Source organism: Pantoea sp. EKM10T (assembly GCF_011800685.1).
Lineage (GTDB): Bacteria > Pseudomonadota > Gammaproteobacteria > Enterobacterales > Enterobacteriaceae > Pantoea > Pantoea agglomerans.
This window is the reverse complement of sequence record NZ_JAALEU010000007.1, coordinates 302,954-327,644: the sequence shown is the minus strand read 5'-3', so window position 1 is coordinate 327,644 and position 24,691 is coordinate 302,954. Positions and strand designations below refer to the sequence as shown.

Annotated in this window: 22 protein-coding genes; 14 read left to right on the top strand and 8 right to left on the bottom strand. The window is 56.4% G+C overall.

Features of this window, described 5'->3' with window-relative positions:
* The first annotated feature begins 11 nt into the window (after positions 1-11).
* The 3 genes from rnr (at position 12) to HFD95_RS15595 (ending at position 5,157) form a co-directional block, all read left to right on the top strand.
* Positions 12-2,504, top strand: a complete 2,493-nt coding sequence (gene rnr, locus HFD95_RS15605; protein WP_132500098.1) for a ribonuclease R — start codon at positions 12-14, stop codon at positions 2,502-2,504.
* 69 nt (positions 2,505-2,573) lie between these two features.
* Positions 2,574-3,308, top strand: a complete 735-nt coding sequence (gene rlmB / locus HFD95_RS15600) for a 23S rRNA (guanosine(2251)-2'-O)-methyltransferase RlmB (protein ID WP_010256134.1) — start codon at positions 2,574-2,576, stop codon at positions 3,306-3,308.
* Positions 3,309-3,528: 220 nt separating this feature from the next.
* Positions 3,529-5,157 carry an isovaleryl-CoA dehydrogenase gene (locus HFD95_RS15595; RefSeq protein WP_061902003.1) on the top strand — a complete coding sequence of 543 codons (1,629 nt, stop codon included), beginning with the start codon at positions 3,529-3,531 and terminating at the stop codon, positions 5,155-5,157.
* On the opposite strand, the gene bsmA is transcribed toward HFD95_RS15595, so the two are convergent.
* Positions 5,131-5,457: a biofilm peroxide resistance protein BsmA gene (gene bsmA, locus HFD95_RS15590; protein ID WP_167430470.1), complete on the bottom strand. Its 327-nt coding sequence runs from the start codon at positions 5,455-5,457 to the stop codon at positions 5,131-5,133. The genes HFD95_RS15595 and bsmA overlap by 27 nt on opposite strands.
* Positions 5,458-5,513: 56 nt before the next feature.
* On the bottom strand, positions 5,514-7,445 hold the full coding sequence (locus HFD95_RS15585; RefSeq protein ID WP_052271675.1) for a methyl-accepting chemotaxis protein: 1,932 nt from the start codon (positions 7,443-7,445) through the stop codon (positions 5,514-5,516).
* A gap of 158 nt (positions 7,446-7,603) precedes the next feature.
* Here HFD95_RS15585 and yjfP point away from each other — a divergent pair, with 158 nt between their 5' ends.
* On the top strand, positions 7,604-8,353 hold the full coding sequence (gene yjfP / locus HFD95_RS15580) for an esterase (RefSeq protein ID WP_167430469.1): 750 nt from the start codon (positions 7,604-7,606) through the stop codon (positions 8,351-8,353).
* Between the two features lie 48 nt (positions 8,354-8,401).
* Here yjfP and HFD95_RS15575 read toward each other — a convergent pair whose 3' ends face one another.
* A complete protein-coding gene (locus tag HFD95_RS15575) occupies positions 8,402-8,608 on the bottom strand; it encodes a hypothetical protein (protein WP_010256150.1) in 207 nt (68 codons plus the stop codon).
* A gap of 405 nt (positions 8,609-9,013) precedes the next feature.
* Between HFD95_RS15575 and rpsF the strand changes: the two genes are divergently transcribed.
* The 4 genes from rpsF to rplI are packed head-to-tail and all read left to right on the top strand — an operon-like array spanning position 9,014 to position 10,454.
* Entirely contained in the window at positions 9,014-9,409 is a 396-nt protein-coding gene (gene rpsF, locus HFD95_RS15570; protein WP_003855334.1) for a 30S ribosomal protein S6, read from the top strand.
* Between the two features lie 6 nt (positions 9,410-9,415).
* Positions 9,416-9,733 (top strand): primosomal replication protein N, encoded by a 318-nt coding sequence (gene priB, locus HFD95_RS15565; protein ID WP_010256154.1) that lies wholly within the window; start codon positions 9,416-9,418, stop codon positions 9,731-9,733.
* Between the two features lie 4 nt (positions 9,734-9,737).
* A complete protein-coding gene (rpsR, locus tag HFD95_RS15560) occupies positions 9,738-9,965 on the top strand; it encodes a 30S ribosomal protein S18 (RefSeq protein WP_002210155.1) in 228 nt (75 codons plus the stop codon).
* 39 nt (positions 9,966-10,004) lie between these two features.
* Positions 10,005-10,454 (top strand): 50S ribosomal protein L9, encoded by a 450-nt coding sequence (gene rplI, locus HFD95_RS15555; RefSeq protein ID WP_010256429.1) that lies wholly within the window; start codon positions 10,005-10,007, stop codon positions 10,452-10,454.
* A gap of 82 nt (positions 10,455-10,536) precedes the next feature.
* Here rplI and HFD95_RS15550 read toward each other — a convergent pair whose 3' ends face one another.
* A complete protein-coding gene (locus HFD95_RS15550) occupies positions 10,537-11,214 on the bottom strand; it encodes a LysM-like peptidoglycan-binding domain-containing protein (RefSeq protein WP_149917073.1) in 678 nt (225 codons plus the stop codon).
* Between the two features lie 220 nt (positions 11,215-11,434).
* On the opposite strand from HFD95_RS15550, the gene fklB reads away from it, so the two are divergent.
* Positions 11,435-12,055: an FKBP-type peptidyl-prolyl cis-trans isomerase gene (fklB, locus tag HFD95_RS15545; protein WP_010256433.1), complete on the top strand. Its 621-nt coding sequence runs from the start codon at positions 11,435-11,437 to the stop codon at positions 12,053-12,055.
* A 44-nt stretch (positions 12,056-12,099) separates the two neighbouring features.
* On the opposite strand, the gene HFD95_RS15540 is transcribed toward fklB, so the two are convergent.
* Complete coding sequence (locus HFD95_RS15540) at positions 12,100-14,043, bottom strand: bifunctional 2',3'-cyclic-nucleotide 2'-phosphodiesterase/3'-nucleotidase (RefSeq protein WP_167430468.1); 1,944 nt, start codon at positions 14,041-14,043, stop codon at positions 12,100-12,102.
* A gap of 293 nt (positions 14,044-14,336) precedes the next feature.
* Between HFD95_RS15540 and cysQ the strand changes: the two genes are divergently transcribed.
* Complete coding sequence (cysQ, locus tag HFD95_RS15535; protein WP_010256437.1) at positions 14,337-15,080, top strand: 3'(2'),5'-bisphosphate nucleotidase CysQ; 744 nt, start codon at positions 14,337-14,339, stop codon at positions 15,078-15,080.
* 74 nt (positions 15,081-15,154) lie between these two features.
* Here the strand turns inward: cysQ and HFD95_RS15530 are convergent, their stop codons facing one another.
* Complete coding sequence (locus HFD95_RS15530) at positions 15,155-15,712, bottom strand: YtfJ family protein (protein WP_167430467.1); 558 nt, start codon at positions 15,710-15,712, stop codon at positions 15,155-15,157.
* A 314-nt stretch (positions 15,713-16,026) separates the two neighbouring features.
* On the opposite strand from HFD95_RS15530, the gene HFD95_RS15525 reads away from it, so the two are divergent.
* The gene (locus tag HFD95_RS15525) at positions 16,027-16,233 is read left to right on the top strand and encodes a DUF1107 domain-containing protein (RefSeq protein WP_003855513.1); all 207 of its coding nucleotides are present in this window, start codon (positions 16,027-16,029) and stop codon (positions 16,231-16,233) included.
* Between the two features lie 146 nt (positions 16,234-16,379).
* Here the strand turns inward: HFD95_RS15525 and HFD95_RS15520 are convergent, their stop codons facing one another.
* Positions 16,380-17,702 carry a hemolysin family protein gene (locus HFD95_RS15520; RefSeq protein WP_010256442.1) on the bottom strand — a complete coding sequence of 441 codons (1,323 nt, stop codon included), beginning with the start codon at positions 17,700-17,702 and terminating at the stop codon, positions 16,380-16,382.
* 518 nt (positions 17,703-18,220) lie between these two features.
* On the opposite strand from HFD95_RS15520, the gene HFD95_RS15515 reads away from it, so the two are divergent.
* The 3 genes from HFD95_RS15515 to HFD95_RS15505 are packed head-to-tail and all read left to right on the top strand — an operon-like array spanning position 18,221 to position 24,056.
* Positions 18,221-19,936 carry an autotransporter assembly complex family protein gene (locus tag HFD95_RS15515; RefSeq protein ID WP_154210861.1) on the top strand — a complete coding sequence of 572 codons (1,716 nt, stop codon included), beginning with the start codon at positions 18,221-18,223 and terminating at the stop codon, positions 19,934-19,936.
* Positions 19,933-23,700: a translocation/assembly module TamB domain-containing protein gene (locus tag HFD95_RS15510; RefSeq protein ID WP_167430466.1), complete on the top strand. Its 3,768-nt coding sequence runs from the start codon at positions 19,933-19,935 to the stop codon at positions 23,698-23,700. The genes HFD95_RS15515 and HFD95_RS15510 overlap by 4 nt, the downstream gene beginning before the upstream one ends.
* A 2-nt stretch (positions 23,701-23,702) precedes the next feature.
* Positions 23,703-24,056 (top strand): gamma-glutamylcyclotransferase, encoded by a 354-nt coding sequence (locus HFD95_RS15505; RefSeq protein WP_010256451.1) that lies wholly within the window; start codon positions 23,703-23,705, stop codon positions 24,054-24,056.
* A gap of 59 nt (positions 24,057-24,115) precedes the next feature.
* On the opposite strand, the gene ppa is transcribed toward HFD95_RS15505, so the two are convergent.
* Positions 24,116-24,646 carry an inorganic diphosphatase gene (gene ppa, locus HFD95_RS15500; RefSeq protein ID WP_003855519.1) on the bottom strand — a complete coding sequence of 177 codons (531 nt, stop codon included), beginning with the start codon at positions 24,644-24,646 and terminating at the stop codon, positions 24,116-24,118.
* Positions 24,647-24,691 lie beyond the last annotated feature (45 nt).

The following is a 24,691-nucleotide window of genomic DNA, read 5'->3' as shown; positions in this document are numbered from 1 at the left end:
GAGGAACCGCTATGTCAAAAGATCCTTTTCAGGATAGAGAAGCTGAAAAATACGAAAACCCTATTCCGAGCCGTGAATTTATTCTGGCTCTGTTAGAAAAACGTGAAAAACCGGCCAGCCGCGAAGAGCTGGCTGAAGAGATGAATCTGCAGGAAGAAGAACACCTTGAGGCGCTGCGTCGCCGCCTTCGCGCCATGGAGCGTGATGGTCAGCTGGTGTTCACCCGCCGTCAGTGTTATGCCCTGCCAGAACGTCTTGATCTCCTGCGCGGTAAAGTCATTGGCCACCGCGATGGCTACGGCTTCCTGCGGGCAGAAGGTCAGAAAGATGACCTCTACCTTTCCGCAGAACAGATGAAATTCTGTATGCACGGTGACGTGATCCTGGCGCAGCCGCTGGGTGCCGATCGCAAAGGCCGCCGCGAAGCGCGCGTGGTCCGGGTGCAGGAACCCCGCAACAATCAGATCGTTGGCCGTTACTTTACCGATGCCGGTGCTGGCTTCGTGGTACCGGACGACAGTCGCCTGAGTTTTGACATCCTCATCCCACCTGAAGAGACGATGAATGCCCGTATGGGTTCCGTGGTGGTGGTTGAGCTGGTCCAGCGTCCGAACCGTCGCAGCAAAGCGATCGGTAAAATCGCCGAGATTCTGGGCGATGATATGGGTACCAGCCTGGCCGTGGATATGGCGCTGCGTACGCATGAAATCCCGCACACCTGGCCGCCGGAAGTGGAAGCTCAGGTCAGCAAACTGAAAGAAGAAGTCCCGGAAGAGGCCAAAAAAGGTCGCGTCGATCTGCGTAAGCTGCCGCTGGTCACCATCGATGGTGAAGATGCCCGTGACTTTGATGATGCTGTTTACTGTGAGAAGAAGCGCGGTGGCGGATGGCGTCTGTGGGTAGCTATCGCGGATGTCAGCTATTACGTCCGTCCTGGCACCCCTCTGGATGACGAAGCGCATCAGCGCGGAACCTCGGTCTACTTCCCGTCGCAGGTTGTGCCGATGCTGCCGGAAGTGCTGTCGAATGGCTTATGTTCGCTTAACCCGCAGGTTGATCGCCTCTGTATGGTGTGCGAGATGACCATCTCGACCAAAGGTAAACTGACCGGCTTCAAGCACTACGAAGCGGTGATGAACTCCCATGCGCGTCTGACCTACAACAAAGTCTGGAACATCCTGCAGGGCGACAAAGAGCTGCGTCAGCAGTATGCGCCGCTGGTTAAAGACCTTGAAGAGCTGAACAACCTCTATCATGCGCTGGAAGCCGCTCGTGAAGAGCGCGGCGGTATCTCGTTTGAAACGGAAGAGGCGAAGTTTATCTTCAACGCCGAGCGTCGTATTGAGCGTGTTGAGCGTGTGTCACGTAATGACGCCCATAAGCTGATCGAAGAGTGCATGATCCTGGCGAACATCGCCTCGGCACGCTTCGTTGAGAAAAATCAGGAACCGGCGCTGTTCCGCGATCACGATCGCCCGACCGACGAAAGCATCAAGAGCTTCCGTACCGTGCTCAACGAGCTGGGACTGAGCCTGCCTGGTGGTAATAAACCGCAGCCAATCGACTATGCGGCGCTGCTGAAGCAGGTTGCCGATCGTCCTGATGCGGAAATGCTGCAAACCATGCTGCTGCGTTCGATGAAGCAGGCCGTTTACGATCCGGAAAACCGCGGTCACTTTGGTCTGGCGCTCTCGTCGTATGCGCACTTTACCTCGCCAATCCGTCGTTATCCGGATCTGACGCTGCATCGCGCCATCAAATATCTGCTGGCAAAAGAGCAGGATGAAGGTAAAGGCCTGGTACAGCGCGCCATTAAATACCTGATGCCGAGAGATCGCAGCGTCGCCAAAGATATGACGACAGCAACCGGCGGCTATCACTACGAGATGCCGCAGATGCTGCAACTGGGCCTGCACTGTTCCCTGACCGAACGCCGCGCCGATGAAGCGACCCGTGACGTCGCGGACTGGCTCAAGTGTGACTTCATGCAGGATCAGGTTGGCAACGTCTTCAACGGCGTCATTTCCAGCGTGACCGGATTTGGCTTCTTTGTACGCTTAAGCGATCTGTTCATTGATGGTCTGGTCCACGTTTCGACGCTCGACAACGATTACTACCGTTTTGACCCGGTAGGTCAGCGTCTGATCGGTGAATCGGGCGGTCGCACCTATCGTCTGGGTGACACGGTTGAAGTGCGTGTTGAAGCCGTCCATATGGATGAGCGTAAAATCGACTTTGCCCTGATCTCCAGTCAGCGTCAGGTACGTGGTGAAGGCAAAACCGCACGCGACCGGGCGAAGCGTGACGACAAAGCGCCAGCGAAACGCCGTCGTGATGCGAGCAAGAAGTCCAACTTCGAGCCGGACGCCGCTTTCCGGGGCGACAAGAGTAAGCCCGCCGCTGCAAATACCGAGAATAAAAGTAAAAACGTCTCGGAAAAAACCCGTAAAATCGCCGCCGCCACCCGGGCGAAGCGCGCCAGAAAAAAGGCGCAGCCTGACTGATGCGCGCACCCGCCCTTTCTCACTGAGAAAGGGCGGTCATTCATTCATTTCCAAACACTGAGCAGATCGATGAGCGAAATTATTTTTGGTATCCATGCCGTGCAGGCGCTGCTGGAACGTGATCCACAACGTTTCCAGGAAGTCTTTATCCTCAAAGGCCGCGACGATCGTCGCCTGCAACCCGTGGTCGCCGCGCTGGAAGCTCAGGGGGTCGTGATTCAGCTGGCCGAGCGCAAGTGGCTCGACAGCCAGGTTGAAGGCGGTGTGCATCAGGGTATTGTGGCGCGGGTAAAACCGGGTCGTCAGTATCAGGAAGGCGACCTGCCGGATCTGCTGCAGAGCCTGGAGAAACCCTTCCTGCTGGTGCTGGACGGGGTCACCGATCCGCACAATCTGGGTGCCTGCCTGCGCAGTGCCGATGCGGCCGGTGTGCACGCGATTATCGTGCCGAAAGATCGCTCTGCGCCCCTGAATGCAACGGCCAAAAAAGTGGCCAGCGGCGCGGCAGAAAATGTGCCGTTGATCCGCGTCACCAACCTGGCACGTACCCTGCGTCTGCTGCAGGAGTACAACATCTGGGTTGTCGGTACCGCAGGTGAAGCTGACCATACTGTCTTCCAGAGCAAAATGACCGGTCCGATGGCGCTGGTGATGGGCGCGGAAGGGGAAGGCATGCGTCGTCTGACCCGTGAGCATTGCGATGAGCTGATCAGCATTCCGATGGCCGGCAGCGTCTCTTCGCTGAATGTCTCGGTGGCTACGGGTGTCTGCCTGTTTGAAGCGGTGCGTCAGCGCAACGCCTGATCCCCGATGTGATCCTCGCCACAAATTAGTTTCTGTACCAGGCATAACTGCGCGTCATTCGTATATACCCAAAGGATTTCGGGTTGCATTGAGGCGGCAAGAGAACGAATCCCGATGAGCTTACATGAGTAAGTGATTCGGGTGAGTGAACGCAGCCAACAAAAATGCAGCTTGAAAGACGACGGGTATACTTACTGAGTGACATCCGCGAGGAGTGGTTATGACCTGGACAACACACACCGTTTTTAATCAGCCCCATCCTCTGAGCAACAGCAACCTGTTCCTGTCTGATACGCCGCTCGGCGAGGCACTGTCACGCGAAGGCGCCGGATGGGATCGGGAGTGGCTGGCTTCGGTAGGCCGACAGCTGGGCAGCGCCGAGTCGCTGGAACTGGGCCGGCTCGCCAACGCGGAGCCACCTGAACTGCTGCGCTACGACGCCCGTGGCGTACGGATGGATGAAGTCCGTTTTCACCCCGCCTGGCACCTGCTGATGCAGGGTGTCTGCGCCAGCCGCCTGCATAATCTCAGCTGGCATCCCACAGTACGTGAACAGGCCAGCGTGGCGCGGGCTGCGCGCTTTATTCTGCATGCACAGGTTGAAGCGGGCACGCTTTGCCCGGTGACCATGACGCACGCGGCCATTCCATTGCTGCAGACTTATCTGCCTGCCGCGTTCGAAGGCTGGCTCGATCCGCTGCTCAGCGATCGTTACGATACCCATGCGCAGCCCGGCGACCAGAAACGGGGTCTGCTGATCGGTATGGGCATGACGGAAAAACAGGGCGGCAGCGATCTGCTCACCAGCACCACCCGGGCCGAGCCGCTGGGGGCGCGCGGCCCGGGTGAAGCCTACCGGCTGACCGGCCACAAATGGTTCTTCTCGGTGCCGCAGAGCGATGCACATCTGGTGCTGGCGCAGACGCCCGCCGGATTAAGCTGCTTCTTCCTGCCGCGCCTGTTGCCTGACGGGTCACGCAACGCCATCCAGCTTGAGCAGCTTAAAGATAAGCTGGGTAATCGCTCAAATGCCAGTTGTGAGGTGGAGTTTCGCGATGCGACCGGCTGGCTGCTGGGAGAAGAGGGCGAGGGCGTGCGGCTGATCCTTAAAATGGGCGGTATGACGCGCTTCGACTGCGCACTCGGCAGTCATGGTCAGATGCGGCGTGCATTCTCGGTGGCACTCTGGCATGCACATCAGCGCCAGGTGATGGGGAAAAACCTGGTGGATCAGCCGCTGATGCGTCAGGTTCTGGCACAGCAGGCGCTGCAGCTGGAGGGACAAACCGCGCTGCTGATGCGGCTGGCGCGCGCCTGGTCACAACCGGCAAAACCGCATGAGGTCACGTTTGCCCGCTTATTCACTCCGGCTGCAAAATATCAGATCTGCAAAGCGGGTGCCCCGTTCGTCGCGGAGTCGATGGAAGTGCTGGGGGGCATCGGCTACTGCGAAGCGAGCGAGCTGCCGCGCCTCTATCGTGACATACCGGTCAACAGCATTTGGGAAGGGTCGGGCAACGTGATGTGTCTTGACGTACTGCGCGTGCTCACCCGTCAGGCAGAGGTTTCGGAGATGCTGAGTCAGGAATTTGAAGCGGTGAAAGGGAGTAATCGTCATTTCGATGCGCGCTGGCGTCAGTTACGGCTGCGAATGAGCAAAGTCCCCGAAGAGCAGGCGCGCGAGGTGACCCGCACGCTGCTGCAGCTTGCGACCGGCGCTCAGCTACTGAAATATGGCGAACCGCCGCTGGCGGATGCATGGTGCCAGCAGTGGCTCGATCGGCGTGGCTCCCGCCCGCTTGAGACAGCAATCACAGACCGATTACTGGCCCGCGCCTGTGGCAGGTGATGCGCCGTAAAGAATCGCGCTGGCGTACCAGAGACCGGGCATTACCGTTTCACTCAGCGCCACGATCTGATAGTAAGCCGCACCGGCCTGGTTAGCCCGGGTGGCCACTGCCCGCCCGGCATCATCCGGTGAGCCGCGCACGTTAACGGTAATATTGCCCAGCTTCGGCAAACCGCCACTCTGCGCCCGTGAAATCTCCTGCGCCTGTTGCGTCGACGCGGGCGGTGCTTTTGGCGTGGTCTCAAGCGCGGAACAGCCTGCCAGCAGCAGGCTTATCACCAGTAAATAAGCGAAACGCATAGCAAAACCCTCTTTCAGGACGAAGCATTAAGTGTATGCCATCGCCCTGAATGACGTCAGGATTTAAGGCTGAATACGCTGACCAGCTGGGTCAGGTGATGCCCTTTATCACTCAGGTTCTGCGCGCTGTTTTCCGCCTGTGTCACCAGTTCGCTGTTCTGGTGAGTCGCCTGGCTGATCTGGTTCATCGCCAGATTAACCTGGCCGATGCCTGCCGCCTGCTGCTGCGCCGCCACGTTGATCTCGCCCATCAGCGCCTGCACCTGCTCGATGTGGGTCACAATGTCGCTCATCGCATCGCGCGTCTGCTCAGATAATTGATGGCCTTCCGCCACGTTGCTGATGGAGGTCGCAATCAGTCCATCAATCTCTTTAGCGGCCTGCGCAGAACGCTGTGCCAGCGCACGCACTTCTGCGGCCACCACGGCAAAGCCACGGCCCTGTTCCCCGGCACGTGCCGCTTCAACGGCGGCATTCAGCGCCAGGATATTGGTCTGGAAGGCGATCGACTCAATCACGTGGGTGATATCCGCAATGCTTTGTGATGAAACCTTAATCGCCGACATGGTGTTGACCGAGCGCACCACCGTCTGGCTGCCGTGACTGACGATATCGCTGGCTTCGGCCACCAGTGACATCGCCTGACGCAGGCTGTCTGCGGTGTGTTCAACCGTCGCGCCAAACTGCTCCATGCTGGCAGAGGTCTGCTCCACGCTGCTGGCCTGACGCCCGATCTGCTCGCTGATGTTATGACTGCTGGCCGCGATGGTGTCTGTGCCGTCGCTGATCTCCTGCGCCGCGCCGCGCACCTGGCTGACGATTTTCTCCAGACCATCGCCAATGCCGTTGATCGCAACGATCAACTGGCCCACTTCATCGCGACGCTGGGTGTCCATATGGACCTGCAGATTCCCGGCGGCATACTGCTCCGCCAGATGGATCACCTGCTGCAGCGGACGGGTAATCGCCCGACGGCTGTACCAGACAAACCCCAGCGCAAAGACCACCACCAGAATCAGTCCGGTTATCAGGAACAGGTTACGGCTATGCGTAATCGGGGCGAGCAGGCTTTCACGGTTAACTTCGCCGGCGATCACCCAGTTCCAGCCCGGCAGCTGCTGCCAGGCCAGAATCTGGTGCTCGCCGTTGATCTCTGCCTGCAGCATGCCCTGCGGCTGAGTCAGCAGCGGCTGGAGTGTCGCGTCATCCCAGGCGGGTCGTTTTCCTTCGTCGTGCTGATCGAACAGATACTCTCCCTGCGTCTTACCGGGCGTGCCGTTGAGCACAAAGAAATGACCACTATCACCCAGCTTGCGTGCCAGGATTTTTTCACGCATCAGCGCATACTGCTTATCAATGCCAACGCCGACAAACAGGATGGCGACAACCTTGCCACTCTCATCTTTTACCGGCTGATATTGTGTGATGTAGCGATGGCCGAACAGCGTCGCCAGCCCCTGATAGACGTCGCCCTGACTGACGCTTTTCCAGGCGGCGCCGTTGCGGTCAAGCTGCGTACCGATTGCGCGACTGCCATCCTGCTTTTTCAGCGAGGTGGAAATACGGATAAAATCATCGCCATCACGCACAAAAATGGTCGCCACGGCGGCGGTGCGTTCGGTGAAATCGTCTACCGCGGTCTGGTCGAGGTTCAGCGTTTTTAACCCGGCGCGCAGCACCGGCGTCGAAAAGGCACCGACCTGCACCCGGGAGTCTTCATCCAGGCTAAAGCGCTTAGGCAGGAAGCTGGTAAACAGACTGGTGTAGTGAGCCACCTCTTCGGTGAGAGTGGCGTTGAACATGGTGGCCATTTCACTGATGCCCTGCACCTGGTTTTGCATGTCATCGATGGCGAGATTTTCCAGCTGCCGCGAAGCGGTGTGGCTCTGGGTTAGCGTCAGAACCAGCAACAATAACGCAACGCTGAGAGACGTCAGTACAGACAGCTTAACTCCAAGACTCAGGCCGCTGAGAGAGAGACGCTTCATAAATTACCTTTGATCAAGTTAGGGGGACACAACATCAACGGCAAAGCGCGGGAAAAGTTTAGGCCGAAATCTGGCGACTAAACGCAGCAGGGGATTTCGTAAATTAACCCGCAGACGTACACTCAATCGGCACGCCTTGCCCCTTCTCAGGAGAGACAATGATTGAACTCACCACAGAAACGCTGGCCGGTATCGAATGCCTGCATGCCACGCCTGCCGGACAACGGCATCAGCCACTGCCTACCGTGCTGTTTTATCACGGCTTTACCTCTTCAAAAGAGGTCTACGCCTACTTCGCTGTCGCGCTGGCACAGGCGGGGTTCCGGGCGGTGATGCCGGATGCGGATCTGCACGGCGCGCGCTATCACGGCGATGCCGATGCACGCCTTGGTCGCTTCTGGGAGATTCTGAAACAGAACATTGATGAGCTGCCGCAGCTGGAATCGGCGCTGCGCGCTGACAATCTGATCGCCGGCGAGCGCTTTGCGGTGGCGGGCGCGTCGATGGGCGGCATGACGGCGCTGGGCGCGATGGCGCGTTATCCGCAGATTCAAAGCGTCGCCTGCCTGATGGGATCGGGCTATTTTATGCAGCTCAGTCAGTCGCTCTTTCCGCCGCTGGTAGCCGACACGCCTGAGCAGCAAGCGCAGTTTGCTGCCCGCATGGCACCGCTGGCCGACTACGATCCCTGCAACCGGCTGGAGGCACTGGCAAACCGTCCGCTGCTGTTGTGGCATGGTGAGGCGGATGAGGTGGTGCCCTGGGCGGAGAGCATACGGCTGGAGAGGGCGCTGCGTGACAACGGGCTGGCGCAGCATCTGACTTCGCTGTCTGAAAAACAGATTGGACATAAGATCACGCCATCAGCATTGACGGCGCTGGTCAGCTTTTTTAAACAGCAGCTATAAAAATGAGCGGGCGGAGAGTGGATCTGCCGCCCGTAAATTTACCGGCACTTACCAGTGCGCAGACGATTTTTCTGCTGCTCTGGCAGGCGCGTTGACCGGGTTCTTTTGTGGCGCATCCAGCCGATTAACATAGATATAACCCGATGCCGCTTCGCTGCTGTGACTTCTTATCTGCTGCGCACAGTCAGCATTGCTGGCAAGAGCGGGTGGAGACAGGAAGAGACCCAGTAAAGTGGCGATGACGAACGTTTTCATGCCCGACTCCTCACTTCAGGGAACACACTCTGTTAGACGCCGATAAGCCAAACCGTAACGTCTGCATTAAGTTTAGCGACTGTGCACATTATCGCCAGATCGTCCGCCTGAAGCTCTTTATCAGCTTTTTTGAACCTTTCCCGCTTAACGCGCTGTATTCACATGATTAGCACGAAAAGCTACCGTATATGGCACGCCGGATGGCATTTGTTGAAATGTGCGCTTGAGTTTAGCCGTCGCCGCCAGTATGATTACGCGTCAATTTTTCAGCCGCATTCTCAGGCTGTGTCCCACAAACGCTCGTCACAACGAACCTTTGTGGGACACAGCCTATAACGTTCCTTGCTTCCATGGGCCGCGGTTGACCCCGACAGGAGGCTGAATAATCCGTAAGGAGCAATTTCGATGCGTCATTACGAAATCGTATTTATGGTTCATCCTGACCAGAGCGAACAGGTTCCTGGCATGATCGAGCGTTACACTGGTGCTATCACTGGTGCAGAAGGCACGATTCACCGTCTGGAAGACTGGGGCCGCCGTCAGCTGGCTTACCCGATCAATAAACTGCACAAAGCGCATTACGTTCTGATGAACGTTGAAGCGCCGCAGGAAGCGATCGATGAGCTGGAAACGAACTTCCGCTTCAACGACGCCGTTATCCGTAGCATGGTTATGCGCGTTAAAAACGCGGTAACTGAAGCATCGCCGATGGTTAAAGCGAAAGATGAGCGTCGTGATCGTCGCGAAGATTTTGCTAACGAATCCGCTGATGAGTCAGATGCTGGGGATTCTGAAGAGTAATCCATCGTGACGGTTAATCGACTTCGCCTGTCTGGCACTGTGTGCAAGACGCCGGTTCGAAGAGTTAGCCCGTCAGGAATTCCTCACTGTCAGTTCGTGCTTGAGCACCGCTCAGTGCAGGAGGAGGCCGGGTTTCACCGGCAAGCCTGGTGTCGTATGCCGGTTATTATCAGCGGCAGCGCCCATCAGGTGATTACTCAACATATAACGGTCGGCACGCAACTCACACTCGACGGTTTCATTAGTTGCCATCAGGCACGAAATGGCCAGAGCAAAGTGGTGTTCCATGCCGAGCAGATTGAATTGATAGATTCTGGAGACTAGCCTAATGGCACGTTATTTCCGTCGTCGCAAGTTCTGCCGTTTCACCGCGGAAGGCGTTGTTGAGATCGATTACAAAGACATCGCAACGTTGAAAAACTACATTACCGAAAGCGGTAAAATTGTCCCGAGCCGTATCACCGGTACTCGTGCAAAATACCAGCGTCAGTTGGCTCGCTGCATCAAGCGTGCGCGTTACCTGTCTCTGCTGCCGTACACTGATCGTCATCAGTAATCGGCAACTGTCCATTAACGACTTTAAGAGGATAAGGTAATGCAAGTTATTCTGCTTGATAAAGTAGCAAACCTTGGCACCCTGGGTGATCAGGTTAACGTTAAAGCGGGCTACGCTCGTAACTTCCTGGTACCACAGGGCAAAGCTGTTCCTGCTACTAAGAAAAACGTTGAGTTCTTCGAAGCACGCCGTGCTGAACTGGAAGCCAAACTGGCTGACGTTCAGTCTGCAGCAACTGCACGCGCTGAGAAAATCAATGAACTGGGCACTGTAACCATCACGTCTAAAGCGGGCGATGAAGGTAAACTGTTCGGTTCAATCGGTGCCCGCGACATCGCTGATGCAGTGACTGCAGCTGGCGTTGAAGTGGCTAAGAGCGAAGTTCGTCTGCCGAACGGCGTTCTGCGCACTACCGGTGAGCATGAAGTAAGCTTCCAGGTTCACAGCGAAGTATTCGCGAAACTGAACGTGAAAGTAGTTGCTGGTTAATCTTTATTAACTGAGCACGACACAAACGCCGGCCCTGTGCCGGCGTTTTTGTTTTTGTGCCTTTCAATCGCCGCTGTTCGCGTTACTGCGCGCGAATAAAGCTGCCGTCTGGCTGACGTGTAAACAGCACCGGACCGTTTGCGCCCTCCACCGTCAGACCTGTTACCGCCCCCTGCGCATCCTGACGGATTTTCACCTGCTGACCACTTTTCAGTGAGCTGAGTGGCTGATCGCTGCCTTCCACCCGCGCCATCGCAAACACATCATTGACCGGCAGACTATTATCACGAAACAGCTGCGCCAGCGTCTGACCGGAAGCGATGGTCAGATTGCGCCACTCGCCCTGAGAATCGGCTTTTGGCGTCTGCTGAGACGGTGAGGATGACGGCTGGCGGCTACTGTTGTTCTCATAAATATCCGCCTGCATCGGCACCTCTTTCTCCGTCTGGGGTGCGACCGGCTGCTCGACCGGATAGCGCAGCGTGCTGGCGGGCCAGAGAAACGCCACCAGCATCACCAGCAGTGCGGCCACAATGCCACGGCGGTGCGGCGCAGGCAGCGGGTCCATCCAGCGAATGTGGTCGGTAAAATGCCAGATACGCTGAAGCCATGTCGGCAGGCGGGATGACGTGTCTGAAGCCATTCGGGGTTCCTCCTCTCCGGCAGGCTGCTTTAGCCTGCGTGCGGCCAGCCAGGTCTGCAGCCGGGATACAAGATGTTTTGCACGCATCCTGCGGCGTCGTGGGGCTATCTGGCCCATGTTTGCTCTCTTATTCGTGTGCTACAGAGGGGGTGATCCCCCCCGATAGTTATAGTATGGGCAATACCGGCGCGAAGTGCCTGCCAGCATTGATAAAATTGACGGCTCTATTGTTTCTCTTTCCCCGGCAAAAGTCATCTGCGATGCAGGGCATTTTACGCCAGCGGCCTGCGCTGCTATGCTGCCCGTTCGAATTTATCCGAGAGTGAAAGGAACGAAGATGACTACCCCTTCTTTCGACAGCGTCGAAGCACAAGCAAGTTACGGTATTGGTTTACAGGTTGGCCAGCAGTTGCTGGAATCTGGTCTGCAGGGTCTGCAACCAGAAGCACTGCTCGCGGGTCTGCGCGACGCGCTGGAAGGGAACTCGCCGGCCGTACCGGTTGATGTGGTTCATCGCGCACTGCGTGAAGTGCATGAACGCGCTGAAGGCGTGCGTCGTGAGCGCACCGAAGCCATGGCCGCAGAAGGTCAGGCGTTCCTGCAGGAACATGCGCAGCGTGAAGGCGTGAGCAGCACCGAATCAGGCCTGCAGTTCAGCGTGATTACTCAGGGCGAAGGTCCAATCCCATCACGTCAGGATCGCGTACGCGTTCACTACACCGGTAAACTGATCGACGGCAGCGTATTCGACAGCTCTGTTGCCCGTGGCGAACCGGCGGAATTCCCGGTAAGCGGCGTAATTCCAGGCTGGATTGAAGCGCTGACCCTGATGCCGGTTGGCTCAAAATGGGAACTGGTGATCCCACAGAACCTCGCGTATGGCGAGCGCGGTGCGGGTGCCTCTATCCCACCATTCAGCACCCTGATCTTCGAAGTCGAACTGCTGGAAATTCTGTAATTCCGGACGCTGCAACCACCCCGGTTGCAGCGTTTTCTCCCGCCTTATTTCTGCTGTAAATCCACCTGCCACAGAGCAAAGCCGATCGCATCTGTCCCTTTGGGCTGAAGTGGATATTGCGCATGCTGCTTAATAAACCCGGTCGCTTTATCACCCGGTGCCGTTTCAAACTGAATGTCGAGCGGGGTGGATGAGGTAATCGGTGCCAGCCGCCAGTTATTGTCCGCCTTCGGCTGAACTTCACCGTGCGCTTTGGTTTCCGCGCTGATATAGGCTGCAACCACGGAACGGTTCTCATCCGGCGAAGCAAAGGCAATGTATTTATCTCCGGTGCCGGCAAACTTGCCGCCGTAAGCGCGATAGTTATTGGTCGCCACCAGGAAGGTCGCCTGTGGATCGACGGGTTTACCCTGCCAGCTAAGCTGACGGATACGTGAGGCCTCAGGATGGATCAACTGACACTCTGCGTCGTAGCGCGCGGGCTGGGTCACATCAATCTGATAATTAACCCCGTCAATCACATCAAAGTTATAGGTGCGGAAATCCCAGTTGATCAGCGACTGCGTTTTCGTGCTGTGGGGATCGATCTGATTAAACTGGCCCGCTGAGCACTCCAGCCACTCTTTTACCTGCGCACCGGTGACTTTCATGACCACCAGGGTATTGGGATAGAGATAGAGATCGGCCGCGTTACGGAAGGTCAGCGCGCCTTTCTCCACTTCGACATAGCTGGCCGGATCGTTTTTACGTCCGCCCGCTTTAAACGGCGCAGCAGCAGAGAGCACCGGCAGGCGGCCCAGATCCGGATCGCCCTGAATGAAATGCTCCACGTAGGCGCGCTGGGCATTATTGACGATCTGTACCGTCGGATCGTCCTGTACCAGCGACAGGTAGCTGTACATCACATCGGCGGACTTGCCGATGGGCTTCGCCACAAACTCTCGCGTGGCGTGGTGATCGTCAGCCAGTACCTTCACCAGCGCCGGATCCTCTGCCGCCAGCGATTTCTTCGCTGCGGTATCGTAGATGGGCCGCGCCTGTGCTTTGCCGCTACTGACCTGCCAGCGTCCTCCCTCATTGTTCAGCACCAGGTCAACCACGCCAAGGTGATCGCCCCACATGCCTGGCATCACCGCCGGAATACCGTTCAGGGTGCCGTTAGCGATATCTGCGCCCTTGATGTCAGCGAAATCCTTGCCGGGGAAGACCGCATGCGCATGACCAAACAGGATGGCGTTGATGCCTTCCACCTGGCTGAGATAGTAAACCGAGTTCTCCGCCATCGTGTGATACGGCTCGCTGCTCAGGCCGGAGTGGGGAATAGCGATAATCAGATCGGCGCCCTGCGCGCGCATCTCAGGCACGTAGCGGCGAGCCGTTTCGGTGATGTCATCGACGCGTACCTTGCCCTGCAGGTTGGCTTTATCCCACACCATGATCTGCGGCGGCACAAAGCCGATATAACCTATCTTCAGGGTCTGCGTTTTGCCCTCGCGATCAACCACCGTAGTGGATTTGATGAGGTATGGGGTAAACAGCGGTTTGCCGCTCTTCACATCAATCACGTTGGCGTTCACATAGGGAAAGCGTGCGCCCGCCAGCGCTTTTTTCAGGTAGGGCAGGCCATAATTGAATTCATGATTGCCGAGGTTACCGACGCTGTAATCCAGCGTGTTGAGCGCCTTGTAGACCGGATGGATCTCGCCCTCACGTAATCCTTTGGCCGCCATGTAGTCACCCAGCGGGCTGCCCTGAATGATGTCGCCGTTATCGACCAGCAGGCTGTTTTTCACTTCCTGGCGTGCGGCGTGGATCAGCGTGGCGGTTCGCACCAGGCCAAACTTCTCGGTTGGCGTGTCTTTGTAATAGTCGAAATCCATCATATTGCTGTGCAGATCGGTGGTTTCCAGTATCCGCAAATCCACCGTCGCCGCCTGGGTGGCGACGGAAACGCTCAGTGCCAGTAACATCATTCCGGGCTTAAACATGCTTGCTCCTGCTGCAAAATAAATAAGGATCTCAAAATAATGTAAAAGCATGACAGATAGTCATTTTAAATCGTGATGGGTATAACGTTTTGGCGCATCGGTCAGCGACGGATTCTTAAACCATGGAGGCGTAGCGGCACAGGCGTGGCGATAAATGGGTAACTATGATATTGATATATCTATAAATTGAATCGCCAAAGTGCCTGTAAATGGGTACTTCAGGCGGAACTGCTAAAATGTCACTATCTGACGATGAGCTGATCCTGCAGCAGACAGACACAATGAGGTGAAAAATGTTAGAGCAAATCTGCCAACTGGCACGCGAAGCAGGCGACGCGATTATGCAGGTCTATAACGGTGCCGCGCCGCTTGACGTTTCTCACAAATCGGATGATTCGCCGGTGACTGCCGCGGATATCGCTGCACACGAGGTGATCCTCGCTGGCCTCAAAAAGTTAACGCCTGATCTCCCCGTGCTGTCAGAAGAAGATCCGCCAGCCTGGGAGGTGCGTCAGCACTGGCAGCGCTACTGGCTGGTCGATCCGCTGGATGGCACCAAAGAGTTCATCAAGCGTAACGGCGAATTCACCGTTAACATTGCGCTAATCGAAGCGGGCAAGCCGGTAATGGGCGTGGTCTATGCGCCAGTGCTGGGCGTGATGTACTCCGCTGCAGACGGCAAAGCGTGGAAAGAGGAGGGCGGTCAGCGTGAACAGATTCATGTCCGTGATGCGCGTCCTCCGCTGGTGGTGGTGAGCCGTTCACATGGCGACGACGATGAGATGAAAGAGTACCTGAAGCAGTTAGGTGAACATCAGACCGTCGCGACCGGATCCTCACTGAAATTCTGCCTGGTGGCAGAAGGAAAAGCCCAGCTCTATCCCCGTTTCGGACCCACCAACATCTGGGATACCGGCGCGGGTCATGCCGTGGCGATGGCGGCGGGCGCGCATGTGCACGACTGGCAGGGTAAAACTCTGGACTACGCGCCGCGCGAATCCTTCCTTAATCCAGGCTTCCGCGTATCACTGTTTTAACGCTGTCTGAGCGCTCAGCCTGCTGAAGGCTGAAACCCCGGCGGGCGATGCTCTCCCCACCGGGGCTTCAGCGATTAATCCTTCAGCAGGGAGGTGACCAGCGTAATCACTTTTGTCACTTCATCCTGCGTCAGCGATCCATCCTTCACAAATTTCACCTTACCCTGCTTATCCAGCACCACAATGGCGGAACCGCCCGGTTGTAACTGCCAGGCATGCTGTACATTGCCCTTGCTGTCGACAACAAACTGCGACCACGGATATTGCTGCTTGTTAGTCTCGACGCTGCTGCGCACAAACATGCCCGTACCGGGAATGGCATCATCTGTATTCACGATGGTGGTGGTCTGATAGCGATCATGCGGCAGCTTCGCGGCCTTAATCGCCTCGATCAATGCGGCATTCATCTCTTTAGCGGATGAGCGACCCGCGATGTGCTGAACCACGCGAACTTTTCCGCTGAGCTGCGCGCTATTCCAGTTTTTATAGCTAAACTTATCCTGCTGCAATAACAGCTCGCCTTTGTCGTTCACGCCAACGGCCAGTACCCGCATATCCTGCCTGAGGTCATGAGCCATCACGCTTGCCGGTATCAGTAAAGACAACGCTACAGCTGCCAGAATTATTCGCATTGCTATTTCCTTGAGTGATCAGACCAGTTAGTCATTTTACTGCAATAGTAAGCAGGGATGATGCGCCTGTCCTGGAAAGGTGTCAGGTTTGTTATGGCCTCCACAATTCCTTAACCAACGAAGGTTTATACTGTGTTGTGTGAGCCTGATAACAGAGTGTTCTGTAATGATGTGTCAATTCAGTAAAAAAAATCACTTTTAGGAACATTAGTAGGTTTGAGTGTTCTATAGTTATCGCGAATTCGCGCTTCATGGGCTGGAACCAAATTTGGAAACGGCGAAGCGTGCTTAAAAATGTACAGGAGTTAGTCAGTATGAAGATCTTCCAGCGCTATAATCCGCTACAAATAGCGAAATATGTAAAAACGCTGTTCAAAGGAAGGTTGTATATCAAGGACGTCGGCGCGTTCGAGTTCGACAAAGGGAAAGTATTAATCCCGCGCGTCAAAGACAAACAGCACCTGAGCGTGATGTCAGAAATTAACCGCCAGGTCGTTCGTCTCAAACTTGAGTTCAACTAATCATAAGGGCGCCGATGGCGCCCTTAGTGTCTGGCCAGTCAGGCCATTTTATTTGTCACTCTGAACCTGAGCAGTGCCAACAATTCTCACAGACTACGTCACATTCCGGTTGTTCCGCGCTGTCCATGTCCAGACTGCTGGTCATTCTACTCTTCTTCGCTTTTTGTCATGCTCAGCACCGGCGGTCGTTCATCGATGCGGGTGACCAGCAACTGATCGATGCGATAGCTATCAATATCCACTACCTCGAACTTGTAGCCAGCAAACTTCACAAAATCGGTACGCTTCGGAATCTTACGCAACATATACATCATAAAGCCGCCGATGGTTTCGTAGTTGCCTGACTGCGGGAAATCATCAATGTCCAGCACGCGCATCACGTCATCAATCGGCGTACCGCCTTCAACCAGCCATGAATTCTCATCGCGCGCCACAATCTGCTCTTCCATACCCTGGCCAACCAGATCGCCCATCAGCGTGGTCATTACATCATTCAGGGTAATAATGCCCACAACCAGCGCATATTCGTTCATGATCACCGCGAAATCTTCTCCGGCGGTTTTAAAACTTTCCAGTGCTTCAGAGAGGGTCAGCGTGTCCGGCACGATCAGCGCCGAGCGAATCTGCAGGCCGCTGTTCAGCGCCATGCTCTGATTACCCAGCACGCGCAGCAGCAGCTCTTTGGAGTCGACATAGCCAACGATATGGTCGATATCGCCGCTGCAGACCAGAAACTTCGAGTGAGGATGCTGGGCGATTTTGGTTTTGAGGCTGGTCTCATCTTCGTGCAGATCAAACCAGACAATATTCTCACGTGAGGTCATGGAGGAGGGAACAGTACGTGACTCCAGCTCAAACACGTTTTCAATCAGCTCGTGCTCCTGCTTACGCAGCACGCCAGCCAGCGCACCCGCTTCAACCACCGCGTAGATATCGTCGGAGGTGATGTCATCTTTACGCACCATCGGCAGCTTGAAAATACGGAAGAAGACGTTAGCCAGGCCATTAAACAGAAACACCAACGGACGCATTATCAGCAGGCAGAAACGCATCGGGTTGATGATGCGCAGCGCGATGGTTTCCGGTGCGACCATGCCGACCCGCTTTGGGGTTAAGTCAGCAAACAGGATAAACAGGCTGGTGACGATGGTGAAGGAGCAGATAAAGCTGAGCTGCTCCGCCAGTTCCGGCGAGACAAACCGGTTAAACAGGCCGCTGAAAACCGGCGAAAACGCCGCATCGCCAACAATACCCCCCAGGATGGCGACGGCGTTGAGGCCAATCTGCACCACGGTGAAGAACATGCCCGGCGTTTCCTGCATTTTCAGCACGCGCTGCGCATTTACGTTGCCTTCATCGGCCAGCAGTTTCAGTTTGATCTTACGGGCGGCCGCCAGCGAGATCTCCGACAGAGAGAAAAAGGCACTGATTACGATCAGTAACAGAATGACAAGTAAGCTATCTAACATATGAGATCCAAAGGGTTATCCACTTGTCATTTTTGGCCTGGGCAGCGTGGGTAAGCGCAAACAGAGTTGGTTTATCCGTGAAACAAAGCTATCCGTGCCAAAAATGTCTGCGCCAGTTCGACAACAAACGACATGTCGGGGCAGAAATGAAAACAGGCGGCATGCCTGTGGTGGCCGATTATAGCAGGAGCGCTCATTGCGCCGCCAGAGGGCAAACCGCTGCTTAAGGGCGCATTAGCAGCCAGAGCGGCCGGTTACAGACTCGGATTTATCTGAGTGAGTCATATCGGACTGATCATTCCGACCCGCAGGAGTTGTATCGCTCACCCCATTTACCGACAATAGCCCCGTTATTTGACTTAGATGTCAGAGTTGCTCCGCCGTTTGCCATAAAGTGCGGCTATGATGAGGATGTTGCCGTTGCGGTAGTGCGGGCAAAGAAGATTAATAAGCGCCCCGCGGAAAAGGGGCCGGCATGATTAACAGGAGTACAGGTGCCACGATTTTATGTTTATTGCATGGCTGGCCTGCTGCTTGCCGCGCCCGCCCTTGAGGCGGCGACAGTGCGATTACAGGTAGACGGCTTATCCGGGGATCTGCAAAAGAATGTCAGAGCGCGTCTGTCCACCATCGGCAGCGATGAGGTCTCTAATGATGGCCGCTTTCGCGCGCGCGTTTCTGTTGCGATAAAAGAGGGGCTGCGCGCGCTCGGTTATTACGAGCCCACCATCGATTTTGAATCCCGCCCCGCGCCTGCGCAGGGGGGACGACCGGTATTAGTGGCACACGTAACGCCTGGTGAACCGGTAAAAATCGGCGGCAGCACGATTGTGGTCGAAGGCGATGCGCGTAATGACGCGGATTACAAAGCCTGGGTGAAGCAGGGACGCCCTGAAGTGGGCAGCCAGCTTAACCACGGGCAATATGACAAATTCAAAAGCGGCTTCTCTAATCTCGCACTGCGTAACGGCTATTTCGACGGCACGTTTAAAAAAAGCCAGCTTGGTGTCTCGGTGGAGCGGCGTGAAGCGTTCTGGGATATCGACTACGACAGTGGCGAACGCTATCGCTTCGGCGACGTTACTTTCCAGGGATCGCAAATTCGCGAAGAGTACCTGCAAAACCTGGTGCCGTTTAAAGAAGGGGACTACTACAGCTCCCGCGATTTAGCCGAGCTGAATCGCCGCCTCTCCGCTACCGGCTGGTTTAATTCGGTGGTGGTCGCGCCGGAATTCAGCAAGGGACGACAGACCAAAGTGCTGCCGCTGAGCGCAGTAATGTCACCCCGCACCGAAAACACCATTGAAACCGGCGTCGGCTATTCCACAGACGTCGGTCCGCGCCTGAAAGGGACCTGGAAAAAACCGTGGATCAACGACAGCGGCCACAGCCTGGCGGCCAGCGCCTACGTTTCCGCGCCGGAACAGCAGGTCGATCTCAGCTACAAAGTGCCGCTGCTGAAAAGCCCGCTTGAGCAGTACTACACCTTCTCCGGCGGCCTGAAGCGCACCGACCTCAACGACACCAAAGCAGATACCACGACGCTTGCGATGTCGCGCAACTGGGACAGCAGCAGCGGCTGGCAGAAGGCGGTCAACCTGCGCTGGAGCCTGGATCACTTTACTCAGGGCAGCGTGACCAACACCACTATGCTGCTCTATCCCGGCGTCAGCGTAAACCGTACCCGTTCCCGTGGCGGCCTGATGCCGACCTGGGGCGATTCACAGCGCTATTCGGCAGACGTCTCTGATACCACCTGGGGTTCAGACGTCGACTTCCTGATCCTGCAGGCGCAAAACGTCTGGATCCGTACCCTTGGCGACAGTCATCGCTTTGTGGCGCGCGGCAATCTGGGCTGGATCGAAACCAACGACTTCGAAAAAGTGCCGCCGGATCTGCGCTTCTTTGCCGGTGGTGACCGCAGTATTCGTGGCTACAAATATAAAAACATTTCACCGCGCGATGATGACGGCAAACTCACCGGTGCGTCAAAACTCGCCACCGGATCGCTGGAATATCAGTACAACGTCACCGGGAAATGGTGGGGCGCGGTGTTTGTCGACTCGGGCGAAGCGGTTAACGACATCAAGCAAAGTAACGTCAAAACCGGTGCGGGCGTCGGCGTGCGCTGGTCTTCACCGGTTGGCCCAATCAAATTTGATATCGCCAGACCCATCGGGGATGACGAAGAGCATGGATTACAATTTTACGTAGGGCTGGGGCCAGAACTATGAAGCTGTGGAAAAAGGTCCTGATCGGCATTCTGATCTTTCTGGTCGTGCTGTTGGGTGGGGTGGCATTTTTAATCGGTACCACGCCTGGGCTGCATTTAGTGCTGAAAGGTGCGTCGCGCTGGGTGCCGGGCCTGTCAATCAAACAGGTCGATGGGGGCTGGCGTAACCTGACCCTTAACGGTCTGCGTTACGAAATGCCTGGGGTCAGCGTCGATGCCGGGCAAATTCATCTGGCGGTGGATCTCAACTGCCTGCTGCACTCCTCCGTGTGCGTTAACGATGTCTCCCTGCGCGATATCAGCGTGGTGGTCGACAGCAAGAAAATGACGCCTGCGGCACCAGCGCCGGAAGAGGAGAGTGGCAACACTAACCTCAGCACGCCATACCCCATCACGCTGCGTCACTTTGGCCTGCACAATATCAATGTCAAAGTTGATGACACCGCAATATCGCTGCTCGACTTCACCACCGGCCTGCAGTGGCAGGATCGTGCGCTGACGCTGAACCCGACCCATATTCAAAGCCTGCTGATTGCGCTGCCGAAAGCGGCGAAAGTGGTCAATGACGAGGTGGTGGAGCCGAAAGTCCAGCAGCCACATCCTGCTGAAAAACCGCTGGGTGAAACGCTGCAGGCGATGTTTGCGCAACCCCTGCTGCCTGCGATGCCTGATTTCCGTCTGCCACTGGATATTGAGGTGCAGCAGATTCTGGGTGAACAGCTGCGCATTACCGGCGACACCGATATTTCCGTCAGCCGGTTGCTGCTGAAAGCCAGAACCGCCGATCGTCAGATGCAGCTCAGCACGCTGGAGGTGGACTCGAACCTCGGCAACCTGAAGGGTAGCGGTCAGGCGACGCTCGCGGATAACTGGCCGGTCGATTTCTCCCTTAACGGCACAGTGAATACCGATCCGATTAAAGGCGAAAAGCTCGCGCTGAAACTTAATGGCGCGATGCGCGACGAGCTGAAGATGGGGCTGAACCTCTCCGGTCCGGTGAATGCGCAGCTGGACGCCACGACCCAGCTGGCGGTGGCAGGATTGCCGCTGTCACTGAAGCTGACCAGCCCACAGTTACGCTGGCCGCTGACCGGTCCGGTAGCGTATCAGGCGGATAACCTGGACTATCAGTTCAAAGGCAAAGCCACCGACTATGTGATGTCGCTGCAGACTGCCGTGAAGGGTGAATCTGTACCACCGGCGACGATCTCGCTGACGGGTAAAGGCAACGTTGAGCAGTTCAGCCTCGACCGCCTGCGCGTGGCTGCGCTGCAGGGCAATATCGATCTCACCGCGCTGGTGGACTGGAGCAAGGCGATAAGCTGGCGCAGTGAGCTGACGCTGGCGGGAATTAATACCGCTAAACAGTATCCCGACTGGCCAGCAAGGCTGGATGGCAAAATCACCACCCGCGGCAGTCTGTATGGTGGCAGCTGGCAACTGAGCGTGCCGCAGCTACAGCTGAAAGGCAATGTGAAACAGAACGCCGTGACCGCTGATGGCTCCCTGACCGGTAACAGCTACAACCAGTGGACGGTGCCGGGCATTAAGCTGGCGCTGGGACGCAACCATCTGGATGTTAAAGGGGCGCTGGGCGACAGCCTGGATCTCGATGCCAGCATCGACGCGCCCCAGCTCGACAATGCGCTGCCGGGTCTGGGCGGCGTCATCAACGGCACAATAAAAGCGCGGGGCACTCTGAAGGCACCGCAGCTGCTGGCCGATCTCAATGCCCGTGGTCTGCGCTGGCAGCAGATGCAGATCAATCGCGTCACCCTGAATGGCGACGTCCGTTCCGGCGAGCAGGTGGCGGGTAAACTGCAACTGCGCGTCGAGCAGCTGAAGCAGGATGCGCTGAACATCAGCCTGCTGACGCTGAACGCGGACGGCAATGAGCATCAGCATCAGCTGAAGCTCAATGTGCAGGGCAAACCGGTCTCTGGCCAGCTGGCGCTGAACGGCAGCTTTGATCGCCAGACGGAGCGCTGGAAAGGGTCGCTGAACGACACCCACTTTGATACGCCAGTCGGTGAGTGGCGTCTGACCCGCGGCATGGCCATCGACTATCTGAACAGCCGCCAGACGGCAACTATCGGGCCGCACTGCTGGCAGAACCCCAATGCGCAAATTTGTGTGCCGGAGCCGGTTGAAGCGGGCCCGGCAGGCAAGGCGCATGTGGTGCTGAATCGCTTTGACCTGGCGATGGTGAAGCCGTTTATGCCGGATGCGACTCAGCTTAGCGGCCTGTTCAGCGGCGACGTGCGCGTCAACTGGACTGCCGATGGCAGCCTGCCGACCGGTACCGTGGCGCTGAAGGGCAACGGCGTGAAAGTGGTGCAGGATGTGCAGGGCAACAATCTGCCGATCGCCTTTGACACGCTGAACCTCAATGCCGCGCTGCGAAACGGACGCGCCCAGCTCGACTGGCTGATCCGCATCGCCAATAACGGTCAGCTGGATGGCAACGTGCAGATCGACGATCCGCAAAACCGCCGCACGCTGGGCGGTAACGTCAACATCCGCAATGTCTCGCTGGCGATGCTCAATCCGGCGCTGATGCAGGGCGAGAAGATCAAAGGCAGCCTGAACAGCAGCCTGCGCCTGGGCGGCAGCGTGCAGCAGCCGCAGGTATTTGGTCAGCTTGGCCTGACGGGTGTGGATGTGGATGGCAACTTTATGCCGGTTGACCTGACCAGTGCCAACCTGAATCTGGTGTTTAACGGCATGAGCTCCACCCTTAACGGGCTGGTGCAGACCGGGCAGGGCAATATCAACCTCAGCGGTAACGCAGACTGGAGCCAGCTCGACAACTGGCGTGCGCGCATTGCGGCGCAGGGCAGCCGGGTTCGCGTGACCGTGCCGCCGATGGTGCGCATGGATGTCTCGCCGGATCTGGTGTTTGAAGCGACGCCAGCGGCCTTTAACCTTGATGGCCGGGTCGATATTCCATGGGCGCGCATCACGGTGCAGGAAGTGCCGGAAAGCGCCACCGGCGTCTCGTCGGATGAGGTGTTGCTGGATAAACAGCTGAAGCCGATTGCACCGCAAACCGCCGCGATTCCGATTAACAGCAATCTGGTGATCCACGTCGGCAACGATGTGCGACTCTCTGCGTTTGGCCTGAAAGCGAAGCTGAATGGCGATCTGAAAATGGTACAGGATAAGTCAGGACTCGGCCTGAACGGTCAGATCAACATTCCGTCCGGTCGCTTCCACGCTTATGGTCAGGATCTGATCGTGCGTAAAGGCGAGCTGCAGTTTGCCGGTCCGCCGGATCAGCCTTACGTCAACCTGGAAGCCATCCGTAACCCGGATGCCACCGAAGATGGCGTCACCGCGGGTCTGCGCGTCACTGGCCTGGCGGATGAGCCAAAAGCGGAAGTCTTCTCCGATCCGGCGATGTCGCAACAGGAAGCGCTTTCCTATCTGCTGCGCGGTCAGGGATTGGGCAGCGACGGCGACAGTAACGCCCTCACTTCAGCACTTGTTGGCTTAGGGGTTGCACAAAGTGGGCAGGTTGTGGGTAAAATCGGGGAGACATTCGGTGTCAGCAATCTCGCTGTTGATACTGCCGGTGTTGGCGACAGCCAGCAGGTGCAGGTCAGCGGCTATGTGCTACCGGGTCTGCAGGTAAAATACGGTGTTGGCATATTTGATTCACTGGCGACGTTAACCTTGCGTTACCGCCTGATGCCTAAACTCTATCTGGAAGCCGTGTCCGGTGTGGATCAGGCTCTCGATTTGCTCTATCAGTTTGAGTTTTAGCAATGCGAATAATTGTCTACGGCAGTTTACGGCGCAAACAGGGAAACAGTCACTGGATGACGAATGCGCAGTGGCTGGGTGATCACCAGATTGAAGGCTTTGAGCTTTACAGTCTGGGCCATTATCCCGGCGTGATTGAGGGCAATGGAGCGGTACATTGTGAGGTGTACCGCATTGATGCCTCAACCCTTGCGGAGCTGGATGCGCTTCGCACCAAAGGGGGAGAGTACAAACGTTATCTGACTCAGACGCCGTTTGGCAGTGCATGGCTTTATGTCTATCAACGCTCAGTGGCAGGACGCCAGCGCATCATGAGTGGTGACTGGCTGAAGCGCGATGAGGAGCCAGAGGCCTGAACAAAAACACCGTCCATCCGGACGGTGTTTTTTTTTCGACTCACAAACCGGCAGCAGAATTACTTCTTCTGTGCGCGCTCGTAAGAGGAGATGATTTCAGCTTTAGCGGCTTCGGCATTATCCCAGCCATCCACTTTCACCCATTTGCCTTTTTCCAGATCTTTGTAGTGCTCAAAGAAGTGGGTGATCTGTGCACGCAGCAGTTCTGGCAGGTCGTTCACATCTTTGATGTGATCGTACTCTTTAGAGAGTTTGGTGTGCGGAACGGCAACCAGTTTGGCATCTTCGCCAGACTCGTCGGTCATTTTCAGCACGCCAACCGGACGGCAGCGGATCACTGAGCCTGGAACCAGTGGATACGGGGTCGGAACCAGTACGTCAACCGGATCACCATCCAGAGAAAGGGTATGGTTGATGTAGCCGTAGTTGCACGGATAGAACATGGCGGTAGACATGAAACGGTCTACAAACAGGGCACCAGACTCTTTATCAACTTCATATTTGATCGGATCAGCATTCGCTGGGATCTCAATGACAACGTAGATATCTTCTGGCAGGTCTTTACCTGCTGGCACCTGGTTCAAACTCATCTGGCATTCCTTCAGTAGTCGTATGTTGAGTGTCGGCTATTATAG

What these genes read in the sequence shown, in the direction of transcription:
- rnr (WP_132500098.1), top strand. Translation starts at nt 12, where the DNA reads ATGTCAAAAGATCCTTTTCAGGATAGAGAAGCTGAAAAATACGAAAAC.
- rlmB (WP_010256134.1), top strand. Translation starts at nt 2,574, where the DNA reads ATGAGCGAAATTATTTTTGGTATCCATGCCGTGCAGGCGCTGCTGGAA.
- HFD95_RS15595 (WP_061902003.1), top strand. Translation starts at nt 3,529, where the DNA reads ATGACCTGGACAACACACACCGTTTTTAATCAGCCCCATCCTCTGAGC.
- bsmA (WP_167430470.1), bottom strand. Translation starts at nt 5,457, where the DNA reads ATGCGTTTCGCTTATTTACTGGTGATAAGCCTGCTGCTGGCAGGCTGT.
- HFD95_RS15585 (WP_052271675.1), bottom strand. Translation starts at nt 7,445, where the DNA reads ATGAAGCGTCTCTCTCTCAGCGGCCTGAGTCTTGGAGTTAAGCTGTCT.
- yjfP (WP_167430469.1), top strand. Translation starts at nt 7,604, where the DNA reads ATGATTGAACTCACCACAGAAACGCTGGCCGGTATCGAATGCCTGCAT.
- HFD95_RS15575 (WP_010256150.1), bottom strand. Translation starts at nt 8,608, where the DNA reads ATGAAAACGTTCGTCATCGCCACTTTACTGGGTCTCTTCCTGTCTCCA.
- rpsF (WP_003855334.1), top strand. Translation starts at nt 9,014, where the DNA reads ATGCGTCATTACGAAATCGTATTTATGGTTCATCCTGACCAGAGCGAA.
- rpsR (WP_002210155.1), top strand. Translation starts at nt 9,738, where the DNA reads ATGGCACGTTATTTCCGTCGTCGCAAGTTCTGCCGTTTCACCGCGGAA.
- rplI (WP_010256429.1), top strand. Translation starts at nt 10,005, where the DNA reads ATGCAAGTTATTCTGCTTGATAAAGTAGCAAACCTTGGCACCCTGGGT.
- HFD95_RS15550 (WP_149917073.1), bottom strand. Translation starts at nt 11,214, where the DNA reads ATGGGCCAGATAGCCCCACGACGCCGCAGGATGCGTGCAAAACATCTT.
- fklB (WP_010256433.1), top strand. Translation starts at nt 11,435, where the DNA reads ATGACTACCCCTTCTTTCGACAGCGTCGAAGCACAAGCAAGTTACGGT.
- HFD95_RS15540 (WP_167430468.1), bottom strand. Translation starts at nt 14,043, where the DNA reads ATGTTTAAGCCCGGAATGATGTTACTGGCACTGAGCGTTTCCGTCGCC.
- cysQ (WP_010256437.1), top strand. Translation starts at nt 14,337, where the DNA reads ATGTTAGAGCAAATCTGCCAACTGGCACGCGAAGCAGGCGACGCGATT.
- HFD95_RS15530 (WP_167430467.1), bottom strand. Translation starts at nt 15,712, where the DNA reads ATGCGAATAATTCTGGCAGCTGTAGCGTTGTCTTTACTGATACCGGCA.
- HFD95_RS15525 (WP_003855513.1), top strand. Translation starts at nt 16,027, where the DNA reads ATGAAGATCTTCCAGCGCTATAATCCGCTACAAATAGCGAAATATGTA.
- HFD95_RS15520 (WP_010256442.1), bottom strand. Translation starts at nt 17,702, where the DNA reads ATGTTAGATAGCTTACTTGTCATTCTGTTACTGATCGTAATCAGTGCC.
- HFD95_RS15515 (WP_154210861.1), top strand. Translation starts at nt 18,221, where the DNA reads ATGGCTGGCCTGCTGCTTGCCGCGCCCGCCCTTGAGGCGGCGACAGTG.
- HFD95_RS15510 (WP_167430466.1), top strand. Translation starts at nt 19,933, where the DNA reads ATGAAGCTGTGGAAAAAGGTCCTGATCGGCATTCTGATCTTTCTGGTC.
- HFD95_RS15505 (WP_010256451.1), top strand. Translation starts at nt 23,703, where the DNA reads ATGCGAATAATTGTCTACGGCAGTTTACGGCGCAAACAGGGAAACAGT.
- ppa (WP_003855519.1), bottom strand. Translation starts at nt 24,646, where the DNA reads ATGAGTTTGAACCAGGTGCCAGCAGGTAAAGACCTGCCAGAAGATATC.